Source organism: Pullulanibacillus camelliae (assembly GCF_014642655.1).
In the GTDB taxonomy this organism is placed as follows: Bacteria; Bacillota; Bacilli; order Bacillales; family Sporolactobacillaceae; genus Pullulanibacillus; species Pullulanibacillus camelliae.
On the sequence record NZ_BMIR01000006.1, the window covers coordinates 17003 to 40371 of the forward strand.

Here is a 23369-nt window from a genome sequence, read left to right on the forward strand (position 1 = left end):
CAGTATTGAAAGGAGGCAGTCTGAATGGCCAATACCTATGATGTTGTTATACTAGGCGGAGGAACAGGCGGCTATGTCGCGGCCATACGTGCGGCTCAACTCGGCTTAAAAACAGCGATTGTTGAAAAAGATAACTTGGGTGGGACTTGTCTACATAGAGGGTGCATACCAAGTAAGGCATTGCTCAGAAGTGCGGAGGTCTATGCTACGATTCAAGCAGCGGGAACTTATGGCATTAATGTCTCTCAAGCTGTTTTGGATTTTAACGGCGTGCAGCAAAGAAAGCAAAAGATTGTTGATACTCTGCATCAGGGGGTTCAACATTTAATCAAAAAAGGTAAGATTGATTTATTTGCTGGCTATGGACGCATCTTAGGACCATCGATTTTTTCTCCGTTATCTGGAGCCATCTCTGTGGAATATACAGAGGAAAAGGAAAATGATATTCTCGTTCCACAACATGTCATCATTGCCACCGGCTCTCGTCCACGCACTTTGCCTGGCTTAGAGGCAGATGGTGTTCACGTGTTGACTTCTGATGAGGCGCTTCAGTTAACTGAACTGCCGCGGTCTTTGATCATCGTCGGTGGTGGTGTTATCGGTGTTGAATGGGCATCGATGTTTACCGATTTCGGGGTTGACGTCTCAATCATCGAGTATGCGGATCGCCTCATTCCTACAGAGGATGAAGAGATTGCCAAGGAAATGCGCCGGCAGCTTGAGAAAAAGGGTGTCGCCATCTTAACAAATGCCCGGATTCTTCCAGAGTCGATTGATAAAGGGGAGCAGGTGACAATTTCTGCAGAGCAGAATGGTGAAACGAAGCATTTGACTGCGGATAAGCTGCTGATCTCTGTTGGTCGCTCTCCGAATACTGAAGACATTGGGTTACAAAATACGAGTATTAAACTGGGCAATAATTGCATCCAAGTGAATCAACATTATCAAACAGAAGAGTCGCATATATATGCGATCGGAGATGTCATTGGTGGACTGCAATTGGCCCATGTCGCCTCACATGAGGGAATAAAAGCGGTTGAGCATATCGCTGGACTTGCTCCTGAACCGTTGAATGCTTTAAATATCGCCAAATGCATCTATACCTCTCCTGAAGCCGCATCCATTGGTCTGACAGAACAAGCAGCACGTGCAGAAGGCTATGAGGTGAAAATAGGCAAGATACCTTTTCAAGCGATTGGCAAGGCCTTGGTTTATGGTGAAACAGATGGATTTGTAAAAATCGTCGCTGATCAAGCAACGGATGATGTACTTGGTGTCCATATGATTGGCCCACACGTCACGGACATGATATCTGAGGCTGCTTTAGCGCGTGTTTTAGATGCTACGCCATGGGAGGTCGCAGAGACTGTACATCCACACCCGACATTATCAGAAATTATTGGTGAGGCAGCATTGGCTGTAGACAATCGATCGATACATTTTTAATTTTTATTTGAGGAGGCAAGAGGATGTCTGAAAATCGTCATCAAGCGTTAGGATTAACCGATGAAGACGTACTGAATATGTACGAGACCATGCTTCTAGCAAGAAAAGTTGATGAGCGCATGTGGAAGCTTAATCGGGCGGGAAAAATTCCTTTTGTTATTTCTTGTCAAGGACAAGAGGCCGCACAAGTCGGAGCAGCCTATGCGTTAAATCGTGAAAAGGATGTGGTAGCTCCCTATTACCGCGATATAGGCGTTGTTTTAACCTTTGGAATGACTGCTCAGGATCTCATGCTGAGTGGCTTTGCAAAAGCAGAGGATCCGAATTCAGGTGGACGGCAAATGCCTGGTCACTTTGGTTCCAAAGCCTTGAGAATCCTCACACAATCATCGCCTGTCACGACACAAGTTGCCCATGCCGTAGGGGCAGCACTTGCTGGACGTTTAAAGGGCGAGGAAATGGTAACCTTCACAACTTTTGGTGAGGGCTCCTCCAACCAAGGAGACTTTCATGAATCAGCGAACTTTGCAGGAGTTCACAAGCTGCCAGTCATTTTTATGTGTGAAAATAATCAATATGCCATTTCAGTGCCAGTACAAAAGCAACTCGCTTGTGAACGCGTATCAGATCGTGCGATTGGCTATGGTATGTTTGGTGAAACGGTGGATGGTAATGATCCGCTGGCCGTCTATGCTGCGATTAAAAAGGCAAGGGAACGGGCGATTCGTGGCGAAGGTCCTTCTCTAATTGAAACCATTTCATACCGTTTGACCCCACATTCGAGTGACGATGACGATCGTTCCTACCGTGCTGCAGATGAGGTCGAAGAAGCAAAAAAACGCGATGGTGTATTCACCTTTGCCAGCTATTTAGAATCTGTGGGTGTGCTGACAGAAGGAAAGAGCAGTGAGATTGTGGAACGCTGTGAAAAATGCGTAGATGAAGCAACGGAGTATGCTGAGGCCGCACCTTATGCTGAGCCTGAGAGCGCGCTTCATTATGTGTATGAGGAATAGGAGGGAACGTTTATGCCAGTGCGTTCTTATATAGAAGCTGTTACTCTTGCCTTACACGAAGAGATGCAGCGTGATGACAAAATCTTTATCCTTGGAGAGGATGTCGGTGTACGCGGAGGTGTCTTCCGAGCAACAACGGGATTGTATGAGAAATTTGGTGAAGCGCGGGTGATCGATACTCCGTTAACTGAATCGGCGATTGCTGGTGTTGGTATTGGTGCGGCGATGTACGGGATGCGCCCAGTTGCTGAAATGCAGTTTGCTGATTTTATCCTACCAGCAGTCAATCAAATTGTTTCAGAGGCAGCTAAGATTCGTTATCGGTCAAATAATGATTGGACTGTGCCAATTACCATCCGTGCTCCCTATGGTGGAGGTGTTCATGGGGCGCTATACCACTCGCAATCGATCGAAGCGATTTTTGCCAGTCAACCCGGATTAAAAATTGTCATGCCTTCTACTCCTTATGATGTCAAAGGGCTTTTGAAAGCAGCAATTCGTTCCGATGATCCTGTCCTGTTCTTTGAGCATAAACGGGCTTATCGCCTAATCAAAGGGGAAGTGCCTGATGAGGATTATACCGTTCCAATTGGTAAGGCAGAAGTGAAGCGTGAAGGGGAAGATGTGACGGTGATGACCTATGGGCTAGCTGTTCATTTTGCGCTGCAAGCGGCTGAAAAGTTGGCCGAAGAGGGGATTTCCGCACACATTCTTGACTTACGCACTGTCTATCCTTTAGATAAAGAGGCCATTATTGAAGCGGCAGCCAAAACCGGTAAAGTGTTGCTGGTCACAGAGGATAATAAGGAAGGCGGTATCATTGGCGAGGTTGCTGCAATCATAGCGGAGCACTGTTTCTTTGATCTTGATGCCCCTATTCAAAGATTAGCGGGCCCTGATATCCCTGCGATGCCTTATGCACCACCGTTAGAAAAATTCTTTATGATCAATCCGGAGAAGGTTGAGCATGCGATGAGAGAACTTGCAGAATTTTAAGAGATAGGAGGGATAACGGTGACAGAAGAAAATATTCTCATGCCCAAGCTTGGTGAAAGTGTTACAGAAGGAACGATAAGTCGCTGGCTCGTTTCAGTAGGTGATACAGTAAAAAAATATGATCCGATCGCTGAAGTGACAACAGATAAAGTTAATTCAGAGGTTCCTACTTCTTATGCGGGACAGATTACAGCACTTATTGCCGATGAAGGGGACACCTTGGAAGTGGGTGCGGTGATTTGTACCATTGAAGTAGAGGGTTCAGAACAAGCGGATGGCGATGCCCCTAAGCCAGTGGTCGCTGAGAAGCAGCAAGTCCCTAACAATACGCAGTCAGCAAATCAATCGATGAAAAAACGCTATTCACCGGCTGTTTTGCGCTTAGCCCAAGAAAATGATATCGACTTAGAACACGTGGAAGGCACAGGCAAGGGTGGTCGAATTACAAGAAAAGATATGCAAAAGCTGATCGCTGAAGGCGCTCAGTCTCCTCAAGTGAAAGCAGCGGTACCTGAGCCAACTGGACCTCAAGCCCAAAGTGCAGCGCCTTCTGAACCAGCCTTTGCAATGCCTTCAAGTCAAGGCGATGTTGAAGTCCCTATTACAGGAGTCAGGAGAGCCATTGCTACTAATATGCTGAAAAGTGTACAGGAGGCTCCCCATGCTTGGACGATGGTCGAGGTTGATGTGACTGATTTGGTGAGCTTTAGAAATAAAATCAAAGGGGATTTTAAAGCCAAAGAAGGCTTTAACTTAACGTTTCTCCCTTTCTTTATTAAGGCAACCGTCGAAGCCCTTCGTGAGTTTCCTCGTATGAATAGCATGTGGGCAGGCGATAAAATCATTGAGAAAAAAGATATCAACATCTCCATTGCAGTCGCAACGGATGAGGCGTTATATGTTCCGGTCATTAAGCATGCAGATGAGTTAAGCATCAAAGGCATTGGTCGGAGTGTTAATCACTTGGCGCAGAAGGTGCGCAGTAACCAATTATCTACAGATGACATGCAAGGTGGAACCTTTACTGTAAATAATACCGGCTCTTTCGGTTCGGTGCTTTCTCAACCTATCATTAATCATCCACAGGCAGCTATTTTATCCGTTGAATCCATCGTTAAGCGTCCTGTGATCATGGAGGGTGGTATGATTGCGGCACGAGATATAGTCAATCTCTGTTTATCCTTGGACCATCGGATTTTAGACGGTTTAATCGCTGGACGCTTCCTCGCGCGCGTGAAAGAAAAGTTAGAACATATGTCAGCAAAAACAACATCGATTTATTGAGAAGTAACTTTAAGTGAAAGACGCTAGGCTACCAGAAACCCATCAACGTTTGAATGAATTGTATTAGAAGCGCTCCTTTTTGAATTTCATAGGCAAACGCGGTAAAATGATCTTAACAGAGGTAGGCAGTCCTCTAAATGCTATAGATGAGAGGTGACGTGCGATGAGCATGGATTTTAATATTTTTATGAATGATGTCATCAATACAGCGAGAAGAGAGATTTCTGAAGCGGGGTACCAAGAATTACATACCCCTGAGGAAGTGGATGAGGTATTAAACAAAAAAGGAACAACCCTTGTCATGGTGAATTCAACATGTGGTTGTGCTGGTGGGATTGCAAGACCAGCAGCGGCGTATGCGGCAAATTGCGTAAGTAAGCCAGATCAATTAGTGACGGTATTTGCGGGGCAAGATAAGGAAGCAACCTCCCGTGCGCGTGAATACTTTACAGGCTATGCACCTTCTTCACCTTCTTTTGCTTTACTAAAAGACGGTGAAATCATTTCAATGCTTGAGCGTTCAGATATTGAAGGCTTTGAGCCGCATGTAGTGGCAACACGACTTGAACAATTACTTGATGAGTATTGTGGAAAAGAAAACTAAAAGCAGGTTTTAAAAACGGCTGGCCCAAGTGGCTGGCCGTTTTTATTGTGCGCCCAGCAGGGATACACCCTCTAGGGTGAAGGTTCTAACAGAAGTTCTAAAGTTTCCGAATCAGAAGGTGCGCGTGGAACAAATAGACTTGGGAAATGAGCAAAAAAGCCCATGCAACACAAAAAGGGTGCTCTATAACAAAAGCTCCCTATAGTATAACAACCTGTGCGTATTAATACTGCCTTTTCCAAAATGAAGGGGGATTTATGATCCATTTAATGATTCGTTGTTTAGAAGCATGAAATCCTCTAAAAAAGAAAAACCTAAGCTTCAAGATAATGTGTAAAGGAGCCACTTGCAATGAAGCTGTTAGGTTTAGTCTTGTGCGCTATGATGATTGCCTATTCTCCGATGTGGCCTTTAGGAGACAACCCCTCTGTGGGTGATCCTTTTATCATTGTACAAAAATCACGGCATCAATTGACGTTCGTCAACCAAAATCATGTGGTTTTTCAAGCTCCAGTGGCCACCGGCAAAACGGCGGCCTTAACCCCCGAAGGGCTTTTTACCGTTACGGTTAAGGCGGTCCAGCCTTATTATCGAAGAAAGAATATTCCCGGAGGCGCGCCCAACAATCCACTGGGCTCCCGCTGGATTGGCTTTGATGCTAAAGAGACGGATGGCCGGTTATTTGGTATTCATGGTACCAATCAGCCCGATTCAATCGGTCAAAATGTATCCGCTGGCTGTATTCGTATGGATCGAGACAATCTGGAACGCCTATATGAGGATGTTCCCATCGGCACAAAAATACTCATTACGAATAAGAAGCAATCGCCTCAAGCGCTTGCCAAAGCTTATGGTGCTATAGGAAATAATTGACTTAACGATTGAATAAGACACCGATACCTGAAAGAAGTGTCGTTAAAATGAGGCAGAACATCATGATAATCACAACAAGTCGTAAGGTTTTTGGTCGCAAAGGAGTCCCTCCTTCTATCCATAAAAATAGGTCTGAAATCAATCGTGTCGGCAGCGGTCAAATCGATTCCTTTGGCTTTTTATCCATTGTACAAGTTAATACATGCCGAGAAGAATAGATTGGCTTGTCCAACATTGCTGACTTTCAGCCCTAAAAACATTTTTCTAATCCGATTATAACAGAAATGACAATGAAGTGAAGGAGGCAGTGTTAATTTTGCTCAAGCTCCTTTTCAGCGCTATAATTAGAAGTGTCTTATACATAGGAAGGTGATTAGAAAATGATCAATGAAAAGCGGATCGTTGATGAATTCATGGAGCTCGTACAAATCGATTCTGAAACCGGAGAAGAAGAGAAGATTGCTCAGGTTCTCAAAGAAAAATTTTCAGCGCTTGGGTTAACGGTTGAAGAAGATAATGCTAGAGCAGTGACCGGTCACGGAGCCAATAATTTAATTTGTACTTTAGAAGGTACAGTGGCTTGTGATCCGATTTATTTCACATCACACATGGATACTGTTGTTCCTGGTAAAGGCATCACGCCCACCCTTCAAGACGGTAAGATTGTCTCTGATGGCACAACGATTTTAGGAGCTGATGATAAAGCAGGCTTATCAGCGATGTTCGAGGCTATCCGAGTCTTGAAGGAAGAAAATATTCCACATGGGACGATTCAATTTATTATCACTGTAGGTGAGGAATCTGGACTTGTTGGCGCCAAGGCGTTAGAAAAAGAAAAAATTAGTGCCAAGTTTGGTTATGCACTTGATAGTGATGGTCCTGTTGGCGATATCATTACGGCGGCTCCTACGCAAGCACGAATCACTGCGACTATATTAGGCAAGACCGCACATGCAGGTGTTGCTCCAGAAAAAGGTGTCTCTGCTATTACCATTGCTGCAAAAGCGATTTCTAAAATGCCTTTGGGACGCATTGATGAGGAAACCACTGCGAATATCGGACGATTTGCGGGGGGACAAAAAACCAACATCGTCTGTGACCGAGTTGAAATTTTAGCAGAAGCCCGTTCGCTTGTTAAAGAGAAGATGGAAACACAAGTGAACACTATGAAAGCAGCTTTTGAAGAAACGGCAAAGGCGATGGGGGGAAGCGCTGAGGTTAAAGTTGACATCATGTATCCGAATTTCAAGTTTAGTGAAGAGGATCATCTCGTTAAAGTGGCTCAGGCTGCAGCGACAGCGATCGGTAGACCGTCACGCATTCTTCAAAGTGGTGGGGGCTCAGATGGGAATGTGATTGCTGGTCTAGGCATTCCAACAGTCAATCTCGCAGTAGGTTATGAGGACATTCATACCACGAACGAGAAAATGCCTGTGGCAGAATTAACAAAAACTGCAGAAATGGTCATTGCCATTGTCAAAGAAGTTGCTAAAAATTAAGTCATGAGATCAGAGGGGATTCCAAAGGCTGAGCTTTTGTGAATGCTCTCTTTTTCTCTATTATTGTTTCTCGTATGAAAGAGGACTGGGCCTGGAGCATTGACCAGTTTTCAGAAACAGATTTTAATTTTAATATCGGGCTGAAGGGCAGGGGCAATGACTTTTTTATGGACTGTACGGGGAATGAGGTAAGGAGCTTTTAAAAGAAGCCGTAATAAGGCTCCCCCTCGCAATTATCGATTTTAATAATCAAGCTCAAAATGTTCGACTTCATAAGCTCATTCCTCCGTTTCTTCACTTTTGAGAAGCTCTTTTTCCCTTTTTAATTTATGACTGGAACCATGCTTAGGTAAAGCCTACCACTTAAACGTTTCAATGCAGAAGACAGTCGTTGAATTAGACAAGAACAAATATTCCTATTTAGCGTCTTTTGCGGTATAATAAAGAGAATAACCGACTCGAGAGGGGGGACTCTGATGAGGAAAGGCAAAATAATCTTTCATGTTGATATGAATAGCTTTTATGCATCCGTAGAAATGGCTGAGCATCCTGAGCTTCGTGGCAAACCTCTTGCTATTGCCGGTAAGGTGGAGGATCGACGGGGCATCGTCGTGACAAGCAGCTATGAGGCGCGGGCTCATGGAGTGAAAACAACGATGCAGGTATGGGAGGCAAAGAGAAAATGTCCAGGCCTTATCGTTAAACCCCCTCATTTCGATCTGTATAGAAGCGTTTCGCGAAAGCTATTTGCTTTATTGCGTTCTTATACAGATCAAGTTGAACGTGTGTCGATTGATGAAGGGTATATGGACGTGACCTCTTTGACTGAGGATCGGCACCCTGTCCAATTAGCACAAGCCATTCAACAGCAAATAAAAGATCAGCTTGCGCTTCCATGTAGCATCGGTATTGCCCCTAATAAGTTTATGGCCAAGATGGCTTCTGATATGAAAAAACCCATGGGAATAACAATTCTAAGAAAGCGGGAAATGCACAAAACGCTGTGGCCTCTTCCTGTCAGTGAGATGCATGGTGTGGGAAAGAAGACAGCGGAAAAGCTTGTGAATATTGGCATTAAGACCATTGGAGATATTGCCCATTATCCGAAGGCGGCATTTGTTGAGCAATTTGGGAAATATGGTGAAAGACTACATGAGCGTGCAAATGGCTATGATCCGAGAGAGGTCGATCCTGAGGCGGAAAGTGAATTTAAAAGTATTAGTCAGTCCACCACTCTACCACGGGATATTCAAGATGAAGAAGAAGCGCGCCTCGTTCTCCATCGACTTGCCTACCGCTTATCAAGAAAGCTAAAGGAAAAAAGATCGCTTGCTTATCAGTTGTCCATCGCAATCCGCTATAGTGATTGGAAGAATATCTCACGGGCAAAGACGGTCCAACAGCCGCTTCAGACGACCGAGGATATTGCACAGCTTGCCTTTCAAATTTTCTCCACGCATTGGAATGGCGAACCGATTCGTTTATTGGGTATCACTGTCCAAGCGTTGGAACCTGTGACAAAAGCCAGCAAGCAGCTGGATTTATTCACCTATGAACAAGATGCATCAAAGGAACCGCTTTTTAATGTTTTACAAGACTTAGAGGACAAATATGGGAGTAGTGTCGTGCGTTTGGGAATTGATGACAAACAAGAGAAGGGCAAATAGGGCCCCTTCCTACGTTTCGAACAAATTATAAGAATTATAAAAATAATGATTTTTGATAGACTTTTCCATTAATGGATAATGATATGTGATATAATAAAATGAAAAGAGTAAGGGGGTTTATCATGGAAGAGCAATTACATAAGCTTCAAGACAATATTGGCAAAGTGCTTGTGGGAAAAGCGTCCATCATCGAGTTATTAATGGTTGCGCTCATCGGCAAGGGTCATGTTCTCTTAGAAGATGTTCCGGGAACCGGAAAAACAATGTTAGCAAAATCACTTGCCCGCTCCATCAATGGCACATTTAAGAGAATCCAGCTCACGCCAGATGTTTTGCCTAGTGATATTACAGGGATCCAATTTTTTAATCCTAAAAGTCAAAATTTTGAATTAAGACCAGGTCCAGTGCTAACGAACATTTTACTAACAGATGAAATCAATCGGGCGACACCCCGTACTCAAGCCGCGCTCTTAGAAGTCATGGAGGAACATCAAGTGACCATTGAGGGTGAGACCCTACCCATTGAAGCGCCATTTATTGTGATTGCTACCCAAAATCCCATTGAGCAGCAAGGCACATTTCCGTTGCCTGAAGCACAAATGGATCGCTTTTTTATGCAAATACAGGTTGGCTATCCGACTTTAAGTGAAGAAAAACAGATGTTGCACATGTATAAGCAGGATGAACCCTTAGTCGCTATTGAGCCCATCTTTCATCGTGAAGACATTCTTAAGCTACAAGAGGCTGTCAAACAAGTCAAGCTATCCGCAGATGTGGAAGATTATTTACTGAAATTGATCCATGCGACGCGGGAGCATGAACTTGTTGAAACGGGGGTCAGTCCGCGTGGAACCTTAGCCCTCATGCGTGCAGCACAAGCACGAGCTTATCTTCATGAAAGGGAATATGTTCTTCCAGATGATGTTAAGCAGCTGGCGGTCCATATGCTTGCCCATCGTCTTGTACTGACGATGGATGGAGAGATGCGGACATCGAAGCAACAGGTCATCTCTAGAATTCTAGAGAAGCTTGAGGCCCCTGTTGAATCGGGGGCGGCACACTAATGGTATGGAGAGCCACTCCTATTCAATCGGCTATCATTGAGACCTTTACGATCATTGGTGCCGCTGTTCTCCTAGCCAGTCTCATTTTTACTCAGACGCTTTTATTTTTTGCGGGCGCTTTTTTTCTTGTATTAGGTGTTTATCCTCGCCTCTATTTAAAGCATATGGTTCGTCATCTCGGATTTTTTAGTGAAAAGGAAAAAATCAGGCTGTCGGTGGGTGAAACTGGTCAATTGCAGCTTGTCTTTGGCAATAAAAGCTGGATACCTGTAGTGAATGGAAAGATTGAATTTTTGCTTAGTCAAGATGTCGAAGTAACGAATATTGAAGGAGAATCCCCTTATCAGACACCACTTTTCATTCCGGCTAAGCAAGTCGTGCGCTATCCGATTGAATGCTTAGCGAAAGCAAGGGGTGTGGTCAGAATGCGCAATTTAAAGCTGATCATCCATGATCCCCTTCGCCTCGCTTCCATCACATTGTCGTCGGATTTTGTAAAAAAAGAAATCATCATTTATCCGCAAGCAAAAGTGATAGGGGGGACACAGCACCTTCAGCTTCCGATCGAAGGTAGATATCCGCGTCAGAGCGCGTTATTTGAAGATAGGGCTGCACCCGTAGGAACGAGAGATTATGTCCCGTCTGATTCCATAAGAAATGTGCACTGGAAAGCATCAGCACGAACAGGCCAATTACAAACGAAGCTCTTTGACAAGACATTGGGGATGACATGGACCATTGTGACGGTGCTGGATCTTTATGTGCAAAAAGGCGATAGAGAAAACTTAGAAGAAGAGCTGGCGCGGGTCGCTAGACTCTGTTATTTGGCTGAGAAGCAGGGCGTCGATTTTGAAATCCTTGTGAATACCCGAACGATTGGGCAAGGACAATTGATGAGGCTACCGCTTGGTCAAGGGCGCATGCAATTGCTGAAGGCGATGGATTTTCTGGCTCATATCCATACAAACCAGATGAAAATCAAGCCGGCTGTCCTGTTTGGAGAAATTGACCGTGAACGTTCACAAAAGCGCATTATCATACTCATTGATCATACAGACGATCCGAGTAAAATGCATTTTGTTTCTAAGTGGCTAAAACAAGGAATGACCGTTTTAAAGCTGACACCTCAAGGGGATCTTACGCCGATGGGAAGAGGAGGGAGATGGGATGCTCAGCAAGCGAATGAGGGGTATTGAGACCCTATTGATTTTAATGGTAGAGTATCTTTTGGTATACACTATAATGGTCCCTTTTAATTATCAGCATGGACATAACCCGTGGCTTCTTGGTTGGCCTTTAGCTGGTATTCTCATCCTTATGAGTGCGCTGTTTGGCGGTCTAGCTCGCAAGGTGAAGCGTTATCCCATGCTGCTCTATTTCGTCATTACGTTAGCATGTATTGGGCTAGGGTATTGGTGGGGGATGACCATCTTTGCTGCAGTAGGGACGGCGTTCCTGCTTTTCTGGCGTCTGAGCGAATGGCTGGAAGGAACTACAAAGGAAATGTTTTGGAAAATTTTCTCTGCTACCTTTGGTTTTGGTATTGCTTATGATTTTCTTTTAAAGATCTTTGTCCCTCATTTTCCAGAGCGTTCTTTATTCGTATTGCTGCCACTTATTCAAGTCTTCTTGATAGTAGCTTCTTATTTATTGACAAAGGAAGTAAGGGGTGGCAATCACGTTTTAACAGCATCTTATGGTATTGTTTTAGCAGGGGCTTTAGCAGCAGGGGGCTTGCTTGTTTTAATTGGGCCCTATCTTGGCTGGCTTCTAGTCAAAATTTTACTAGGCCTCTTTTTGGTTGCCTATTTTATTGTCGATGTGGTGATGAAGGGGATTCTTTTTCTTTTACCGACTAAGCATGGTGCCGAGGGCGCCAAGCCTAGCCCCCCTCCCGATAATCCTTTGTTGCAGAGTGACTATAAGGATGTCGCGCGGCTAGTAGGAGATCCGCATGGACATTTAATTATCGATATCCTCAGTCTTATTTTTTTAGTCATCATTGGAGTTGTGGTAGTACTCCTCATTAGACATCGGCGCTTTTCATTGATACGAAAAAATGAAACGAAGCCCATTATAATGAGACGAGATGAAAAGGATAAGCTATTTAGTATGGCGACGGAAGCAACGCTGGTTAAGCCTGTACGCCCCCCAAAAAACGCTATTCGTCTTTCTCTTTATCAACTCCAAAAAAAATTATCTAAAGGTGATCATCAGCGAAGAGCTCCAGAAACGCTTAATGAATGGCTGGCGCGTCTCCCTATTCATTCTCAATCAAAACAGATTGTGCAATCCGTCTATGAAAAAGTGCGTTATGGTGAAAGGTCTATTAACGCTCAAGAGCTTTCTGATTATAAACAAGCAATCGCAGCTATCTATCGCCAACTGCAGCATAAGAAAAAACCGTAGTGAAGGAAAATGTAAAAGAGGGTGAGACAAAACGAAAAGAAAATTACTCTATTACCGAACGATAAGTAGCCAGGGAAACGGGAAGCGTAGTCAAAATACGGTGACGCCTACGGGAGCGGGGCGAATTGAACTGCACCCCAATTATTAGACACCATCTAACAATTGGAGGTGCTTTTCTTGTGGCTAAATTTACAGCTATGGATAAGTTAAATGCTGTTAAACGATATTTGACCAGTAACGAAAGTCAATTGGCCTTCGCAGATTCTATTGGAGTTGATGAGTCTCTTCTTAGAACGTGGATTCAACAATATCAATATCAAGGAGATAAAGCTTTTCAAAAAGGCTATACAAATTATACTTTGCAGTTTAAACTGGACGTACTCAGTTATATGAGCGAAAAAGGGACGTCTACCCGTGAAACAGCTGCTATTTTTAACATTCCAGCACCATCTACAGTATATCGGTGTCAAAGGAAATTAGAAAATGGAGGATTAGATGCCCTTAAGCTTAATAAAAAGGAGCGTCCATCCATGAAGAAAGGCAATAAGAAAAACAAGCCAGTTGAAGGCTCACAAGAAGCACTAATAGACGAAGTTGAACATTTACGCATGGAGAATGCCTATTTAAAAAAGTTGAATGCCTTAGTTCAAAGCAAGGAAAAGTCACCAAAAAAGACAAAGCGAAAGTAGTCTATAGATCGAAACTTAAGGCTGAGAAGCCAAATGAGAAATGGGTAACCGACATTACAGAGTTTAAATTATTTGGAGAAAAACTCTATTTATCTCCGATTCTTGATTTATATAATAGTGAAATCATCACGTACACAATCGGCTCCAGACCTACTTACTCACTTGTCTCAGAGATGTTGGAGAAGTCGTTTGAACGCTTAACAGAGGAGGACACATTGCTTATTCTCTCCGATCAGGGATGGCATTACTAGATGAAGCAGTACCGCCATGCCTTAAAAGAACGCGGGATAACCCAAAGTATGTCACGTAAAGGGAACTGTTATGACAACGCCGTGATTGAGAATTTCTTTGGCATTATGAAATCTGAATTCCTTTATCTCAAAGAATTTGAAAGCATTGATCACTTTAAGCAAGAGCTGGAGAAATATATGGATTATTATAATAACAAACGGATTAAGGCCAAATTAAAAGGCAAGAGTCCGATACAATATCGTATTCTTGCCCAACAGGCTGCCTAATTAAATAACCGTGTCTAACTTTTTGGGGTCACTTCAAATCGTTCGGATTCTCTATGAGCTGAAGAGACTTCTGTTGTCCCAGCCCCTTTAATGAAGTGTTCATACTTTGCTAACGCGAAATGTGCTTACCATTAATAGTGATAAGACAAAGGTGAGCAGTAAAAATACGGATAGAGGAAGGTGATGAATGCCTACATAACTTAAGGTTAAAATACAGCCGGCAGCAGTAATTGGCAGGCCTTGAAATTTTCCGTCGAATTCAGTGACGTTAAAACGCGCGAGTCGAATGGCACTGCATAAAATATAGAAAATGGTCATCACTAAACCGAGAATACGAGCGTGGTGCATGATGCCCTCAAAAATTAAAAAGGCTGGCGCTATACCAAATGAGACAAGATCACATAATGAATCTAATTCCTTTCCAAAATGAGACTGAATATCCAGCTTGCGTGCAAGTCCACCGTCAAAGCGATCACAAAGTGCAGCTAAAAAAATCATCAATAAACTCATATGAAGATGTTTAGACATAATAAGCACTAGAGCAATGATGCCTAGGCTTAAATTAAACAATGTTAGTAGATTAGCAGATTGAGCTTTTGCAAGCTTTTTAGTATGATCGATTCGGTCAGGTATCATCATACGAATACCTCCAAAGTATGATATATTTAGACAACACCTTCATTATAACATAGTGACTAGGCTGAGTGGTTGAAATTTTTCCTGGAAAATCAGGTGGGCCTAGGAATAGAGTGTGAAAGGGTTTGAATGTATAAAGAGACCCCGGAATGGGCGCGATTTGCAATTTGCAAATAGGGCAATGTTGGCATGTTAAGAAAGGATTAGCCAATACTAATAGCAGTACAGAAAGCCATATAGCCGTATGTATTTTTAAGAAGGGGGCAGGGTGTGGATTAGCGAGGGCATTCCTAAGCCGCTTTCGATGGGAAACAAAGGAGGAAGAACCTTGGAATTTGTATTTTTAGGCACGGGTGCGGGAGTACCTGCAAAGCAGCGAAATGTTTCTTCTATTGCTTTGATCATGCCTGAGTATAAGGGAGACATCTGGTTATTTGATTGTGGAGAGGCTACCCAACATCAAATCTTACATACTAAAGTCAAGCTGTCCAGAGTTCAAAAGATCTTTATTACACATTTACATGGCGATCATATTTTTGGGTTACCGGGATTATTAGGCAGTCGTTCTTTCCAAGGTGGGATTGGCCCATTAGAGGTTTATGGCCCAAAAGGCATTGCTGAGTTTATTGAACGTAATTTGGCGATCTCTGAAACACATTTAACTTATCCCATAAAAATACAAGAGATTGATGAAGGAATCATTTATGAGGACGATACTTTTCGTGTGGTTTGTGGAAGATTAGAGCATGTGATTCCGAGTCTCGGCTACCGCATTGAGGAAAAGGACAAGCCGGGAGAATTATTAGTCGATAAAATTAAAGAGCAACTTAACCTGACTCCAGGACCCATTTATAAAAAATTTAAAGAGCATGAATGGTTACATCTTCAAGATGGCCGGGAAGTCCGTACAGCTGATTACCTTGGCCCAACAAAAAGAGGAAGAATCATCACGGTGTTAGGGGATACAAGACCCTGTATCGGAGCGATTCGATTGGCCGAGCAGGCGGATGTTCTTGTACATGAAAGCACGTTTTTAAAAGATAAAGCCGAGGGAGCCAATGCTTTTGGACACTCCACAGCCGAACAGGCGGCGCTCACAGCAAAAAATGCCTATGTCAAAACGCTTTTACTCACTCACATAAGCTCCAGGTATCAAGAGAGTGCTGATGCTCTTTTGAGTGAAGCGCGCGAGCTTTTTCAACCGTGCTATCTTGCGCATGATCTGTGGAGCTATGACATCGATTAGCGAGGATTAGGCTCTTTATACGAAGTGTTAGAGGGACAACGTATTTTGATGGGACCTTGCTGTTTGCTCGTGAATAGAAAATTTGGTATCGTCAAGGCTTAAAATATTGATATTATAAAAAATGAAGCCGTTAAATAGGTTGACGGCTTCTATTTTTTATAGGTCAAACACTTCTGGTCAATACAGTCGAAGGTAAAGACGGATATGAAATAAATTACATGCCCCAACCGCGTGTGTATTGTTTAGGTCCTTCAATTTCTACATTAAGCTCTTTTGCAGCATGATATGGCCAATAAGGGTCACGCAAGAGCTCACGAGCGAGAAGGATCAGGTCAGCGCGCCCATTCTTTAATATCTCTTCAGCTTGAACAGCATTTAAGATTAAGCCAACAGCTCCGGTAGCGATTTCTGCTTCATGTCTGATTTTTTCTGCGTAGGGCACTTGATAGCCAGGGAAGGCATCGATGGCTGCTGGTGCAATGGCACCAGAGCTTGTGTCGATGAGATCAACGCCTTGTGCTTTCATTCTTTCTGCGAAATAGACATGGTCATCAGGGGTTAACCCGTTTTCGAGATAATCGTTAGCAGATACACGTACAAAAAGCGGTCCCGCCCAAACGGATCTCACGGCGTCAATGACTTCTCCGAGAATGCGATAGCGATTCTCTTTGGAACCACCGTATTCATCATTGCGCTGATTCGCAATAGGTGAAAGGAATTGATGGATCAGATAGCCATGTGCTGCATGAAGTTCGATGACATCAAATCCAGCTTCTTTTGCTCGACGGGCCCCTTGCTTGAAAGCCTCGATGGTCTCGGCGATTTGTGTTGTTGTCATGGCTTCAGGTGTTTTCATGTTATCAAAGCTTATGGATGAAGGGGCGATGATCGTCTCTTCTAATTGGGCCTTCCGACCAGCATGAGCCAGCTGAATACCCATTTTACTCCCGTGTTCATGATTTAAATCCACGAGTTGTTTTAATCCTTCAATATGGCTATCATCCCAAATACCGAGGTCGTGAGGTGATATTCTTCCTTGTGCAGTTACGGCTGTGGCTTCGACGATGACCAGTCCCACTTGACCGACTGCTCGGCTTGTATAGTGCGTTAAATGCCAAGAATTGACTTTTCCATCCTCTTTGTGACAGGAATACATACACATAGGCGACATGACAATGCGATTTTTTAACGTCACGTTTCTTACAGTATAAGGTGAAAAAAGGGCTTTTGTTGACATAGTTCATTCACATCCTAGCTATGTAGTGATTGCTTTTGCCCGCTATTATAGCATATCCTTTTCTGATGCAAATAAAATTTGCTTGGAAAGCATTCAACTCTCATATTGACAAGTGGACAATTCAAGGGAGCACTATGTTTAAATGATGGAAGAAAAAGCTTGAGAAAAACTATGGCTCTCGCCTTCACGGCAGGAATAGAGAATCATGGATGAGCCTAGTTTTTCTAGCTAAGTCATGAATGGGAGTCAAGTCATCCTTATAAGCGGATGCGATGAAGGCTGTCGCGAGCTCTGGCTGGATAGTCGGTAATCAACCCGTCAATCTTCCAGCTGAATAGCGTCTCCATAATGCGCTGTGAGTTAACAGTATAGGGACGGACTTTTATTCCGTTAGCATGGAGATTTTGAATTAAGGGTTGATTGATTAGACGAAAAGAAGGATGGAGTCCATCAACACGTATGGTTTTAGCATATTGTGCGGGTGATGCAATAGGCTTTCCGTAAAGTGCGGCTGTTTCAGCTTGTTTATAGAGCTCTTTTACTTTAAAAAGGCTATTATGGTTAAAGGATGAAAAAATCGTCCGCTCCAGCATATGATATTTTTCTAAAAGGTGAATGGTTTTTTGTTCAAGTCCTTTATATGGCAAAATATTATTTTTAAATTCTACAATGAGAGTAAGCTCCGTTTTGCTCAGCCATTTTAATACTTCTTCTAGCGTTGGAATTTGTTCATGGCGAAATTTCCAGCCTTTCCAATGGCCGGCACTTAATTTCTTTAAACCTTCTAAAGAATAATCCTTCACAAACCCATACCCATCTGTGGTACGGTCGACTGTTTCATCATGAATGACAATGGGAATACGGTCACGGGTGAGATGGACGTCTAGTTCGATGCCATCTGCGCCTTCTTCAGCAGCTTTTTTAAAGGCCGTCATTGTATTCTCAGGAGCCTTTCCACTTGCCCCCCGATGAGCGAATATTTTAGTTCTCACCGAAACCACTCCAGTCTTCAGTATTTAGCCATTTTATAAGAAGTGCGATTAAACAAAGGAAAAGAAAGGGATCATCGCGAATCCCTATAGTATATGTCATGGTGTTCTAAGCGGTCCTTATTAATTATATGGACCATTCTTTGAGTATAACAACATTCTGATGAAACACCATGAAAAATTTTCTATAAGAAGAGTGAAAAAGGGACAGGTGAAGTCTGGCTGTCCATTCTATAGTTTAAACTATTATGAACTGATTCAGGCATGTAACGGAAGGAGTGACCGTACGCATGTGGCAAACAAAAGAAGCATTAAAAGCACTGCTCTGTCAATTGGTGGAAATACCGAGCATTACAGGATCTGATGCTAAAAGTGGCCATAGCGAAATACATTTATCAACGCCTGCAAGCTCTTCATTATTTCCAAACTCATCGTGAACACTTGCAGCTTCATGTGACGCAAGATGGACGCAAGGCTGTTACTGCTCTTGCAAAAAATGGTTCAGTGAAGAAGACCATTGTTTTATTAAGTCATAAACATTCAACAGGTCATTCAGCATGTGTCTGACCTGACTGAGAAGGAACAGATTTCTTTTAAACATCAGTCGTTTTTTCCTGGGCTTTCTGATTTAAGCTGTACATCGCTACAGATGGAGAATGAAGAGATCACGGCCTTACAAGAGAACCTGCCTTTGTATGGTACGCGCTAACACCTGCCTTTCGAGGAGTTGAGACGCCTGAATCTACCTGTTTTTAACTTGGGGCCTATAGGGAGAGACGGGCATCGGTGGATAGAACGGCTCAATGTCGATTATTCTTTTAGCTTGTTAAGAAAGCTACTTGTGCCATCCATCGATAAACTATTAAAATAGAAATTAGAATGGTATTGAAGAGTTAAGGAGATTTTAGTTATGAATGTGTACCAAACAGCGCCAGATATTTGGCAAGTGGAACTTGAAACGCCCTTTGCAGTCGGTCCCGTTAATATTTTTCTTGTGAAGAAAAAGGACAAAGTTATGGTAGTCGATGCCGGCTTATCGACGCATGAGACATGGATAAACTTTAAAACGGCTCTTTCCAAGCTCTCTATTGATTTGAAAGCTATTGATTGCGTCGTTCTGACGCATCATCATATTGATCATACGGGTCTTATCAATTTTTTGCCATCAGCGATTCCTATTTATGGGCATTGGCGGATAGAACCCTGGCTGCAACAATCGTCAGCCTTTATCCAACGCTATAATGATTATTTTCAACGCTTAGGGGAAAAAATGGGGGTTCCGCAGAAATATGTTGATCGCTTGCCAACAATGGATGGTTACATAGAGTATGGCGGGAGGCGAGAGCTTACTGCAACCGTTGATGAAACGAACACGATTCCAAATTTTGAAGAATGGCAAATCCTTTATACACCAGGGCATGCTCAAAGTCACATCAGTTTATATAGAAAAACCGACGGAGTGTTTATAGGGGGGGATCTTTTATTAGAGCATATATCATCTAACGCCATTCTTGAGCCCCCATACAATGATGGGGAGAAAGCGCCTCGCACTCTCCTTCAATATCGCGATGCTTTGCAGAAGTGTCTAACATTGGGTATGCAAACGATTCTGCCTGGACATGGTCAAATGTTCAACTACAGTGATGCCTTTATTCAGAATCGCCTGCAAAATCAGCGGAAACGCCGAGACATCATTGCAAGGATGATTCAGGATACCCCTCGAACCACCTTTGATATTGGTCAGGAAATGTTTCGACGCGTCTTTGAAAATCAGGTGGATCTTGTCCTTTCTGAGGTTCAAGGCTATCTCGATTGGCTCGTTGCAGAGAAAAGTGCTGTGTGTGTTGAGGTTGATGGGAGATTAAAATACCGAAGTCTTTAAGGGAGAGGAAGTCATGGTGCGAAATCGGTCATTGGAAGGAAAAACGGTTATCGTCACGGGCGCTTCAATGGGAATTGGCCGCCATATGGTTCGAGAATGCGCTAGGCTCGGTGCCCATACCATCATAATTGCGCGTTCTACAGATAAGCTTGAACGATTAAGATCAGAGATTTTAATGCAGTATGATGTCGCGGTTGACAGTTTTACACTTGATATGGGGGATAGGAACGCCTTGCGTCAAACCTTTGAAACGATTAAATGGCAGTATCCAAAAATTGATGTCCTGATCAATAATGCCGGTTTTGGTGTATTTACTCAGTTTGAGGAAATGCGTTTTGAAGATATCGAGCATATGTTTGCCGTCAATGTTCTAGGGATGATGACAGCGACGCGCATGATCTTGCCAAAGATGAGACAGCAGGGAGACGGTCATGTCATTAATGTTGCTTCGATGGCGGGGAAGGTTGCCACGCCAAAATCTATCGTCTATTCGGCTTCGAAGGCTGCTGTACTCAGTTTTACGAATGGCTTGCGTTCAGAGGTTCGGAAGCAAGGGATTCGCGTGACAGCAGTTAATCTAGGGCCCGTTAAAACCAATTTTTTTAAAACAGCAGACCCTGAAGGAAATTATGTAAAAAGCGTGGAACGATGGATGCTAGAGCCTGAAGCTGTTGCCGAAAAAGTGATAGCGGTGATTGGGAGGAAAAAACGCGAAATTAATCTGCCGTTCTCAATGAATGCTGGCGCTAAGCTCTATCAGTTATTTCCAGGTGCAGTAGATACGTTTGCTGGTCGAATAATCAACAAAAAATAACAGGACAGTGTTGAAGTATCACAAGGACATTGCAGAGAGACGGAGCAATGTCCTTTTTTCTGTTTTCATTTTCTTGTAAATCTTGTAGGGTAAAAGTGAAACTTTTTTACTCGTTTCGACGTCAATTTTATGGGGAGGAAGGGGGTAGGCATGGAAAATATTAAGAATGATGAAGAAAAGGCGTGTGTGGATTATGAGCTTCTTTTGGAAGAGTTGATGGATGAATATGGAACTCAAGTCAAAAAATTAGCTTATACATATGTGCGCCATTGGTCGATCGCTGAAGATGTAGCTCAAGAAGTGTTTTTATCTGTTTATAAAAACCTCCACCGCTTTCGAGGAGAGGCCTCCTATAAAACCTGGATATATAAAATTACGATTAATAAAAGTAAGGATGCATTAAAATCTCGTTTTTTTCGCCCGGAAAAATTATTGCAAAAGCTAAAAACATTTTCGGGGCAGGAGGCTCCATCGGCTGAAGACCATGTGATCATCAAAAATGAAGATGGCATGCTCAGCGAATGTGTTATGGCTTTGCCTGTGAAATATCGCGAAGTAATCATTTTATACTATTATGAAAATTTAAAGCTTGAGGAGATTCAAGACTATACAAAGCTCAAGTTATCGACGATTAAGACGCGGCTACGCCGAGCAAAAGGATTACTCAGAAGCATTTATGAAGAAAAAGGAGGGGTGGATAATGGATGATGAGCTTAACCGTCTCAAAAAAGCAATGGATCAAACCGTTTTAAAGGAAGGCACGTTTACTCATAGGGAAAAGCAAAACGTCCTCTCTCGTGTGCAGCACAAGACCATAAGGCCACAAAAGGTTCTAAAAGCTTTATTTTCAGGCGCCGTTTGTCTAGGACTTTTAGTGGTGCTATCTTTTTATTTTATGAGTGATCAGCAGGAGCATCCCTCTGCCAGTTCAGAGTCGAAAAGCAAAACGGCCGTATCAACAAAAGCGAGTCAAAAGACGGAAAAACATCAAGAGGCTGCCGGTGATGCTTCCACCGAACAGGTAGAAAATGTGACAGCGTATGATTATGCTTCAAACGCACAGTCCACTGACATCCCTGGGCATTTTACTTTTAATCAAGGGAATTATGTCAAAAGCAATGCGACAGTTAGGGGGTCGCAAATTAATAAAAAACTGAATACTTTAGGTAAAGCGACGATCTACAGTATCGTTGGGCAGGAAGTGGCAAGTGCTATTGCTGTTCGTTATGATGATGATGAGGGGCAACCAATGTATTGGTTATATCATCGCAACACTAACGAGCTTTTGACTTTGAGCAGTAAGGAGATGGCGCTTTATCTATTTAAAAATAAAGCAATTCAATTAAAACAAGTTGACTTAAAGACGGACTGGGGGCCTGGACTTATGCTCACGTATAGTGAGGTCAAGGAACCTGAACAAACCATCATTGTAAAAGAATATGAGAAGAAGAAGGCTCCGGTGGCAAGCACGTCCTTCAATCAAGATGCGCTGAATAAAGGGAACGTGAAGAGCTCATATGCGCCTCATCCTAAAGCTACCTTTGTGGCAAATGGTATAAGATGGACGGAATATATTGGCTCCCGAACACCCATCCTGCTTCGTGGTGAAAAAGAGAACTATTATTATGAAGTAACTGCAAATGATGAGAAAAGTCTGCCTCAACTTAAAACCTTTGTGAAGCAATTTGTTCCCTATAAACAATAAAAGTTCGCATTTGAACTGTCTTCCAATTATTAGACATCTATAACAATTGGAGGGCAGTTTTTTTAATCGTCAGAATTTATAACTTTGTGGAAGGCCTCATGAGTCCAGGCTTTGGTTTTCACCGTATTGTAGGAGATTGCCAAGTTTTCTTGATTTATAAGGCGGATTGCTTTTCTTTTATTAAAAATACTTTATTATATAAAATAGAGGCAAGCTGTGAGGAAATTTAAATAAAAAAGTGACTGACTAGTCAGAAGCTCATCAAGAGGTTTTTTGCACTATTAGAATGTATAACTTCGTTGACGCTCATAAAGGAAGAGAGTATAAGTGTAGCTTTGACTTTCGCCGTTAAAGCTTGCGGGCACCCTAAGTGTGTGATTTGCAAAAAATCACATCAGGAGTACCAGCGAAGTGGTGCAAGCCCAGTTTTCTAATTGTAACGTTCCTAGCAGCTTTGCATGACCTTTCGGTTTTTTATCCAGTGATGATTGCGGAATAATATCATAAAATGATACTAAATGAATTCATTTCATAATGACTTATTGAAGTAAAAGAGCGATCATGCATGCCCTACTGAAAGGAAGCGTTGGCCATAAGCAAAGGGGATTAAAGTGCAAGGTGAGAGTGATACCTTATGATTAAACGCCCAAGGTGTTACGAGGAAGTTGACGACAAAGCAAGTCTAGCAGGGGCAGGAACAGGGGCTCTTAGTCTAAGTGTGTTACATTTTCAAGGCACTTCGGCTAAGTACATCACATCCATATGACAACATCGAAGCTAGCACATCTTGTGCAT

The 23369-nt window shown here is 43.0% G+C and carries 21 protein-coding genes and 1 pseudogene; 18 read left to right on the forward strand and 4 right to left on the reverse strand.

Annotated features, from left to right (window positions below):
* The first annotated feature begins 24 nt into the window (after nucleotides 1–24).
* The 6 genes from lpdA (at nucleotide 25) to IEW82_RS07665 (ending at nucleotide 6219) form a co-directional block, all read left to right on the forward strand.
* Nucleotides 25–1446, forward strand: a complete 1422-nt coding sequence (gene lpdA, locus IEW82_RS07640) for a dihydrolipoyl dehydrogenase (RefSeq protein ID WP_188691761.1) — start codon at nucleotides 25–27, stop codon at nucleotides 1444–1446.
* Nucleotides 1447–1469: 23 nt separating this feature from the next.
* Nucleotides 1470–2462 (forward strand): thiamine pyrophosphate-dependent dehydrogenase E1 component subunit alpha, encoded by a 993-nt coding sequence (locus IEW82_RS07645; protein WP_188691764.1) that lies wholly within the window; start codon nucleotides 1470–1472, stop codon nucleotides 2460–2462.
* 12 nt (nucleotides 2463–2474) lie between these two features.
* On the forward strand, nucleotides 2475–3458 hold the full coding sequence (locus tag IEW82_RS07650) for an alpha-ketoacid dehydrogenase subunit beta (protein ID WP_188691767.1): 984 nt from the start codon (nucleotides 2475–2477) through the stop codon (nucleotides 3456–3458).
* A gap of 18 nt (nucleotides 3459–3476) precedes the next feature.
* On the forward strand, nucleotides 3477–4742 hold the full coding sequence (locus IEW82_RS07655; protein ID WP_188691770.1) for a dihydrolipoamide acetyltransferase family protein: 1266 nt from the start codon (nucleotides 3477–3479) through the stop codon (nucleotides 4740–4742).
* Nucleotides 4743–4905: 163 nt separating this feature from the next.
* A complete protein-coding gene (locus tag IEW82_RS07660; RefSeq protein WP_188691773.1) occupies nucleotides 4906–5346 on the forward strand; it encodes a BrxA/BrxB family bacilliredoxin in 441 nt (146 codons plus the stop codon).
* 351 nt (nucleotides 5347–5697) lie between these two features.
* A complete protein-coding gene (locus tag IEW82_RS07665; protein WP_188691776.1) occupies nucleotides 5698–6219 on the forward strand; it encodes a L,D-transpeptidase in 522 nt (173 codons plus the stop codon).
* Nucleotide 6220: 1 nt separating this feature from the next.
* Here the strand turns inward: IEW82_RS07665 and prli42 are convergent, their stop codons facing one another.
* Nucleotides 6221–6319 (reverse strand): stressosome-associated protein Prli42, encoded by a 99-nt coding sequence (gene prli42, locus IEW82_RS07670; protein WP_188691789.1) that lies wholly within the window; start codon nucleotides 6317–6319, stop codon nucleotides 6221–6223.
* Between the two features lie 280 nt (nucleotides 6320–6599).
* Between prli42 and IEW82_RS07675 the strand changes: the two genes are divergently transcribed.
* The 6 genes and pseudogenes from IEW82_RS07675 to IEW82_RS07700 all read left to right on the forward strand — a co-directional run bounded on the left by IEW82_RS07675 (nucleotide 6600) and on the right by IEW82_RS07700 (nucleotide 14065).
* A complete protein-coding gene (locus IEW82_RS07675) occupies nucleotides 6600–7718 on the forward strand; it encodes a M20/M25/M40 family metallo-hydrolase (RefSeq protein WP_188691791.1) in 1119 nt (372 codons plus the stop codon).
* A 473-nt stretch (nucleotides 7719–8191) separates the two neighbouring features.
* Nucleotides 8192–9385 (forward strand): DNA polymerase IV, encoded by a 1194-nt coding sequence (locus IEW82_RS07680; protein ID WP_188692318.1) that lies wholly within the window; start codon nucleotides 8192–8194, stop codon nucleotides 9383–9385.
* A gap of 122 nt (nucleotides 9386–9507) precedes the next feature.
* Complete coding sequence (locus tag IEW82_RS07685) at nucleotides 9508–10449, forward strand: AAA family ATPase (RefSeq protein WP_188691794.1); 942 nt, start codon at nucleotides 9508–9510, stop codon at nucleotides 10447–10449.
* Nucleotides 10449–11645 carry a DUF58 domain-containing protein gene (locus tag IEW82_RS07690; RefSeq protein ID WP_188691797.1) on the forward strand — a complete coding sequence of 399 codons (1197 nt, stop codon included), beginning with the start codon at nucleotides 10449–10451 and terminating at the stop codon, nucleotides 11643–11645. The genes IEW82_RS07685 and IEW82_RS07690 overlap by 1 nt, the downstream gene beginning before the upstream one ends.
* On the forward strand, nucleotides 11617–12858 hold the full coding sequence (locus IEW82_RS07695; protein WP_188691800.1) for a hypothetical protein: 1242 nt from the start codon (nucleotides 11617–11619) through the stop codon (nucleotides 12856–12858). The genes IEW82_RS07690 and IEW82_RS07695 overlap by 29 nt, the downstream gene beginning before the upstream one ends.
* 197 nt (nucleotides 12859–13055) lie before the next feature.
* A pseudogene (locus tag IEW82_RS07700) lies at nucleotides 13056–14065 on the forward strand (IS3 family transposase).
* A gap of 99 nt (nucleotides 14066–14164) precedes the next feature.
* Here IEW82_RS07700 and pssA read toward each other — a convergent pair.
* Nucleotides 14165–14704 carry a CDP-diacylglycerol--serine O-phosphatidyltransferase gene (gene pssA / locus IEW82_RS07705; RefSeq protein WP_188691803.1) on the reverse strand — a complete coding sequence of 180 codons (540 nt, stop codon included), beginning with the start codon at nucleotides 14702–14704 and terminating at the stop codon, nucleotides 14165–14167.
* 325 nt (nucleotides 14705–15029) lie between these two features.
* Here pssA and rnz point away from each other — a divergent pair, with 325 nt between their 5' ends.
* Nucleotides 15030–15947, forward strand: coding sequence for a ribonuclease Z (gene rnz / locus IEW82_RS07710; protein WP_188691806.1), 918 nt, complete (start codon nucleotides 15030–15032; stop codon nucleotides 15945–15947).
* Nucleotides 15948–16161: 214 nt separating this feature from the next.
* Here the strand turns inward: rnz and namA are convergent, their stop codons facing one another.
* Together namA and IEW82_RS07720 are read right to left on the reverse strand one after the other, a co-directional pair.
* Nucleotides 16162–17184 (reverse strand): NADPH dehydrogenase NamA, encoded by a 1023-nt coding sequence (namA, locus tag IEW82_RS07715; protein WP_188691809.1) that lies wholly within the window; start codon nucleotides 17182–17184, stop codon nucleotides 16162–16164.
* 257 nt (nucleotides 17185–17441) lie between these two features.
* Entirely contained in the window at nucleotides 17442–18176 is a 735-nt protein-coding gene (locus tag IEW82_RS07720; RefSeq protein WP_188691811.1) for a glycerophosphodiester phosphodiesterase, read from the reverse strand.
* A gap of 369 nt (nucleotides 18177–18545) precedes the next feature.
* Between IEW82_RS07720 and IEW82_RS07725 the strand changes: the two genes are divergently transcribed.
* From IEW82_RS07725 to IEW82_RS07745, 5 genes are all read left to right on the forward strand, one after another.
* Nucleotides 18546–18740: a hypothetical protein gene (locus IEW82_RS07725; protein WP_188691814.1), complete on the forward strand. Its 195-nt coding sequence runs from the start codon at nucleotides 18546–18548 to the stop codon at nucleotides 18738–18740.
* 343 nt (nucleotides 18741–19083) lie between these two features.
* On the forward strand, nucleotides 19084–20055 hold the full coding sequence (locus IEW82_RS07730) for an MBL fold metallo-hydrolase (RefSeq protein ID WP_188691817.1): 972 nt from the start codon (nucleotides 19084–19086) through the stop codon (nucleotides 20053–20055).
* Between the two features lie 13 nt (nucleotides 20056–20068).
* Complete coding sequence (locus IEW82_RS07735) at nucleotides 20069–20869, forward strand: SDR family NAD(P)-dependent oxidoreductase (RefSeq protein ID WP_188691821.1); 801 nt, start codon at nucleotides 20069–20071, stop codon at nucleotides 20867–20869.
* Between the two features lie 150 nt (nucleotides 20870–21019).
* Nucleotides 21020–21577 carry a sigma-70 family RNA polymerase sigma factor gene (locus IEW82_RS07740; protein WP_188691824.1) on the forward strand — a complete coding sequence of 186 codons (558 nt, stop codon included), beginning with the start codon at nucleotides 21020–21022 and terminating at the stop codon, nucleotides 21575–21577.
* A complete protein-coding gene (locus IEW82_RS07745; protein ID WP_188691827.1) occupies nucleotides 21570–22574 on the forward strand; it encodes a hypothetical protein in 1005 nt (334 codons plus the stop codon). The genes IEW82_RS07740 and IEW82_RS07745 overlap by 8 nt, the downstream gene beginning before the upstream one ends.
* The last annotated feature ends 795 nt before the right edge of the window (nucleotides 22575–23369 follow it).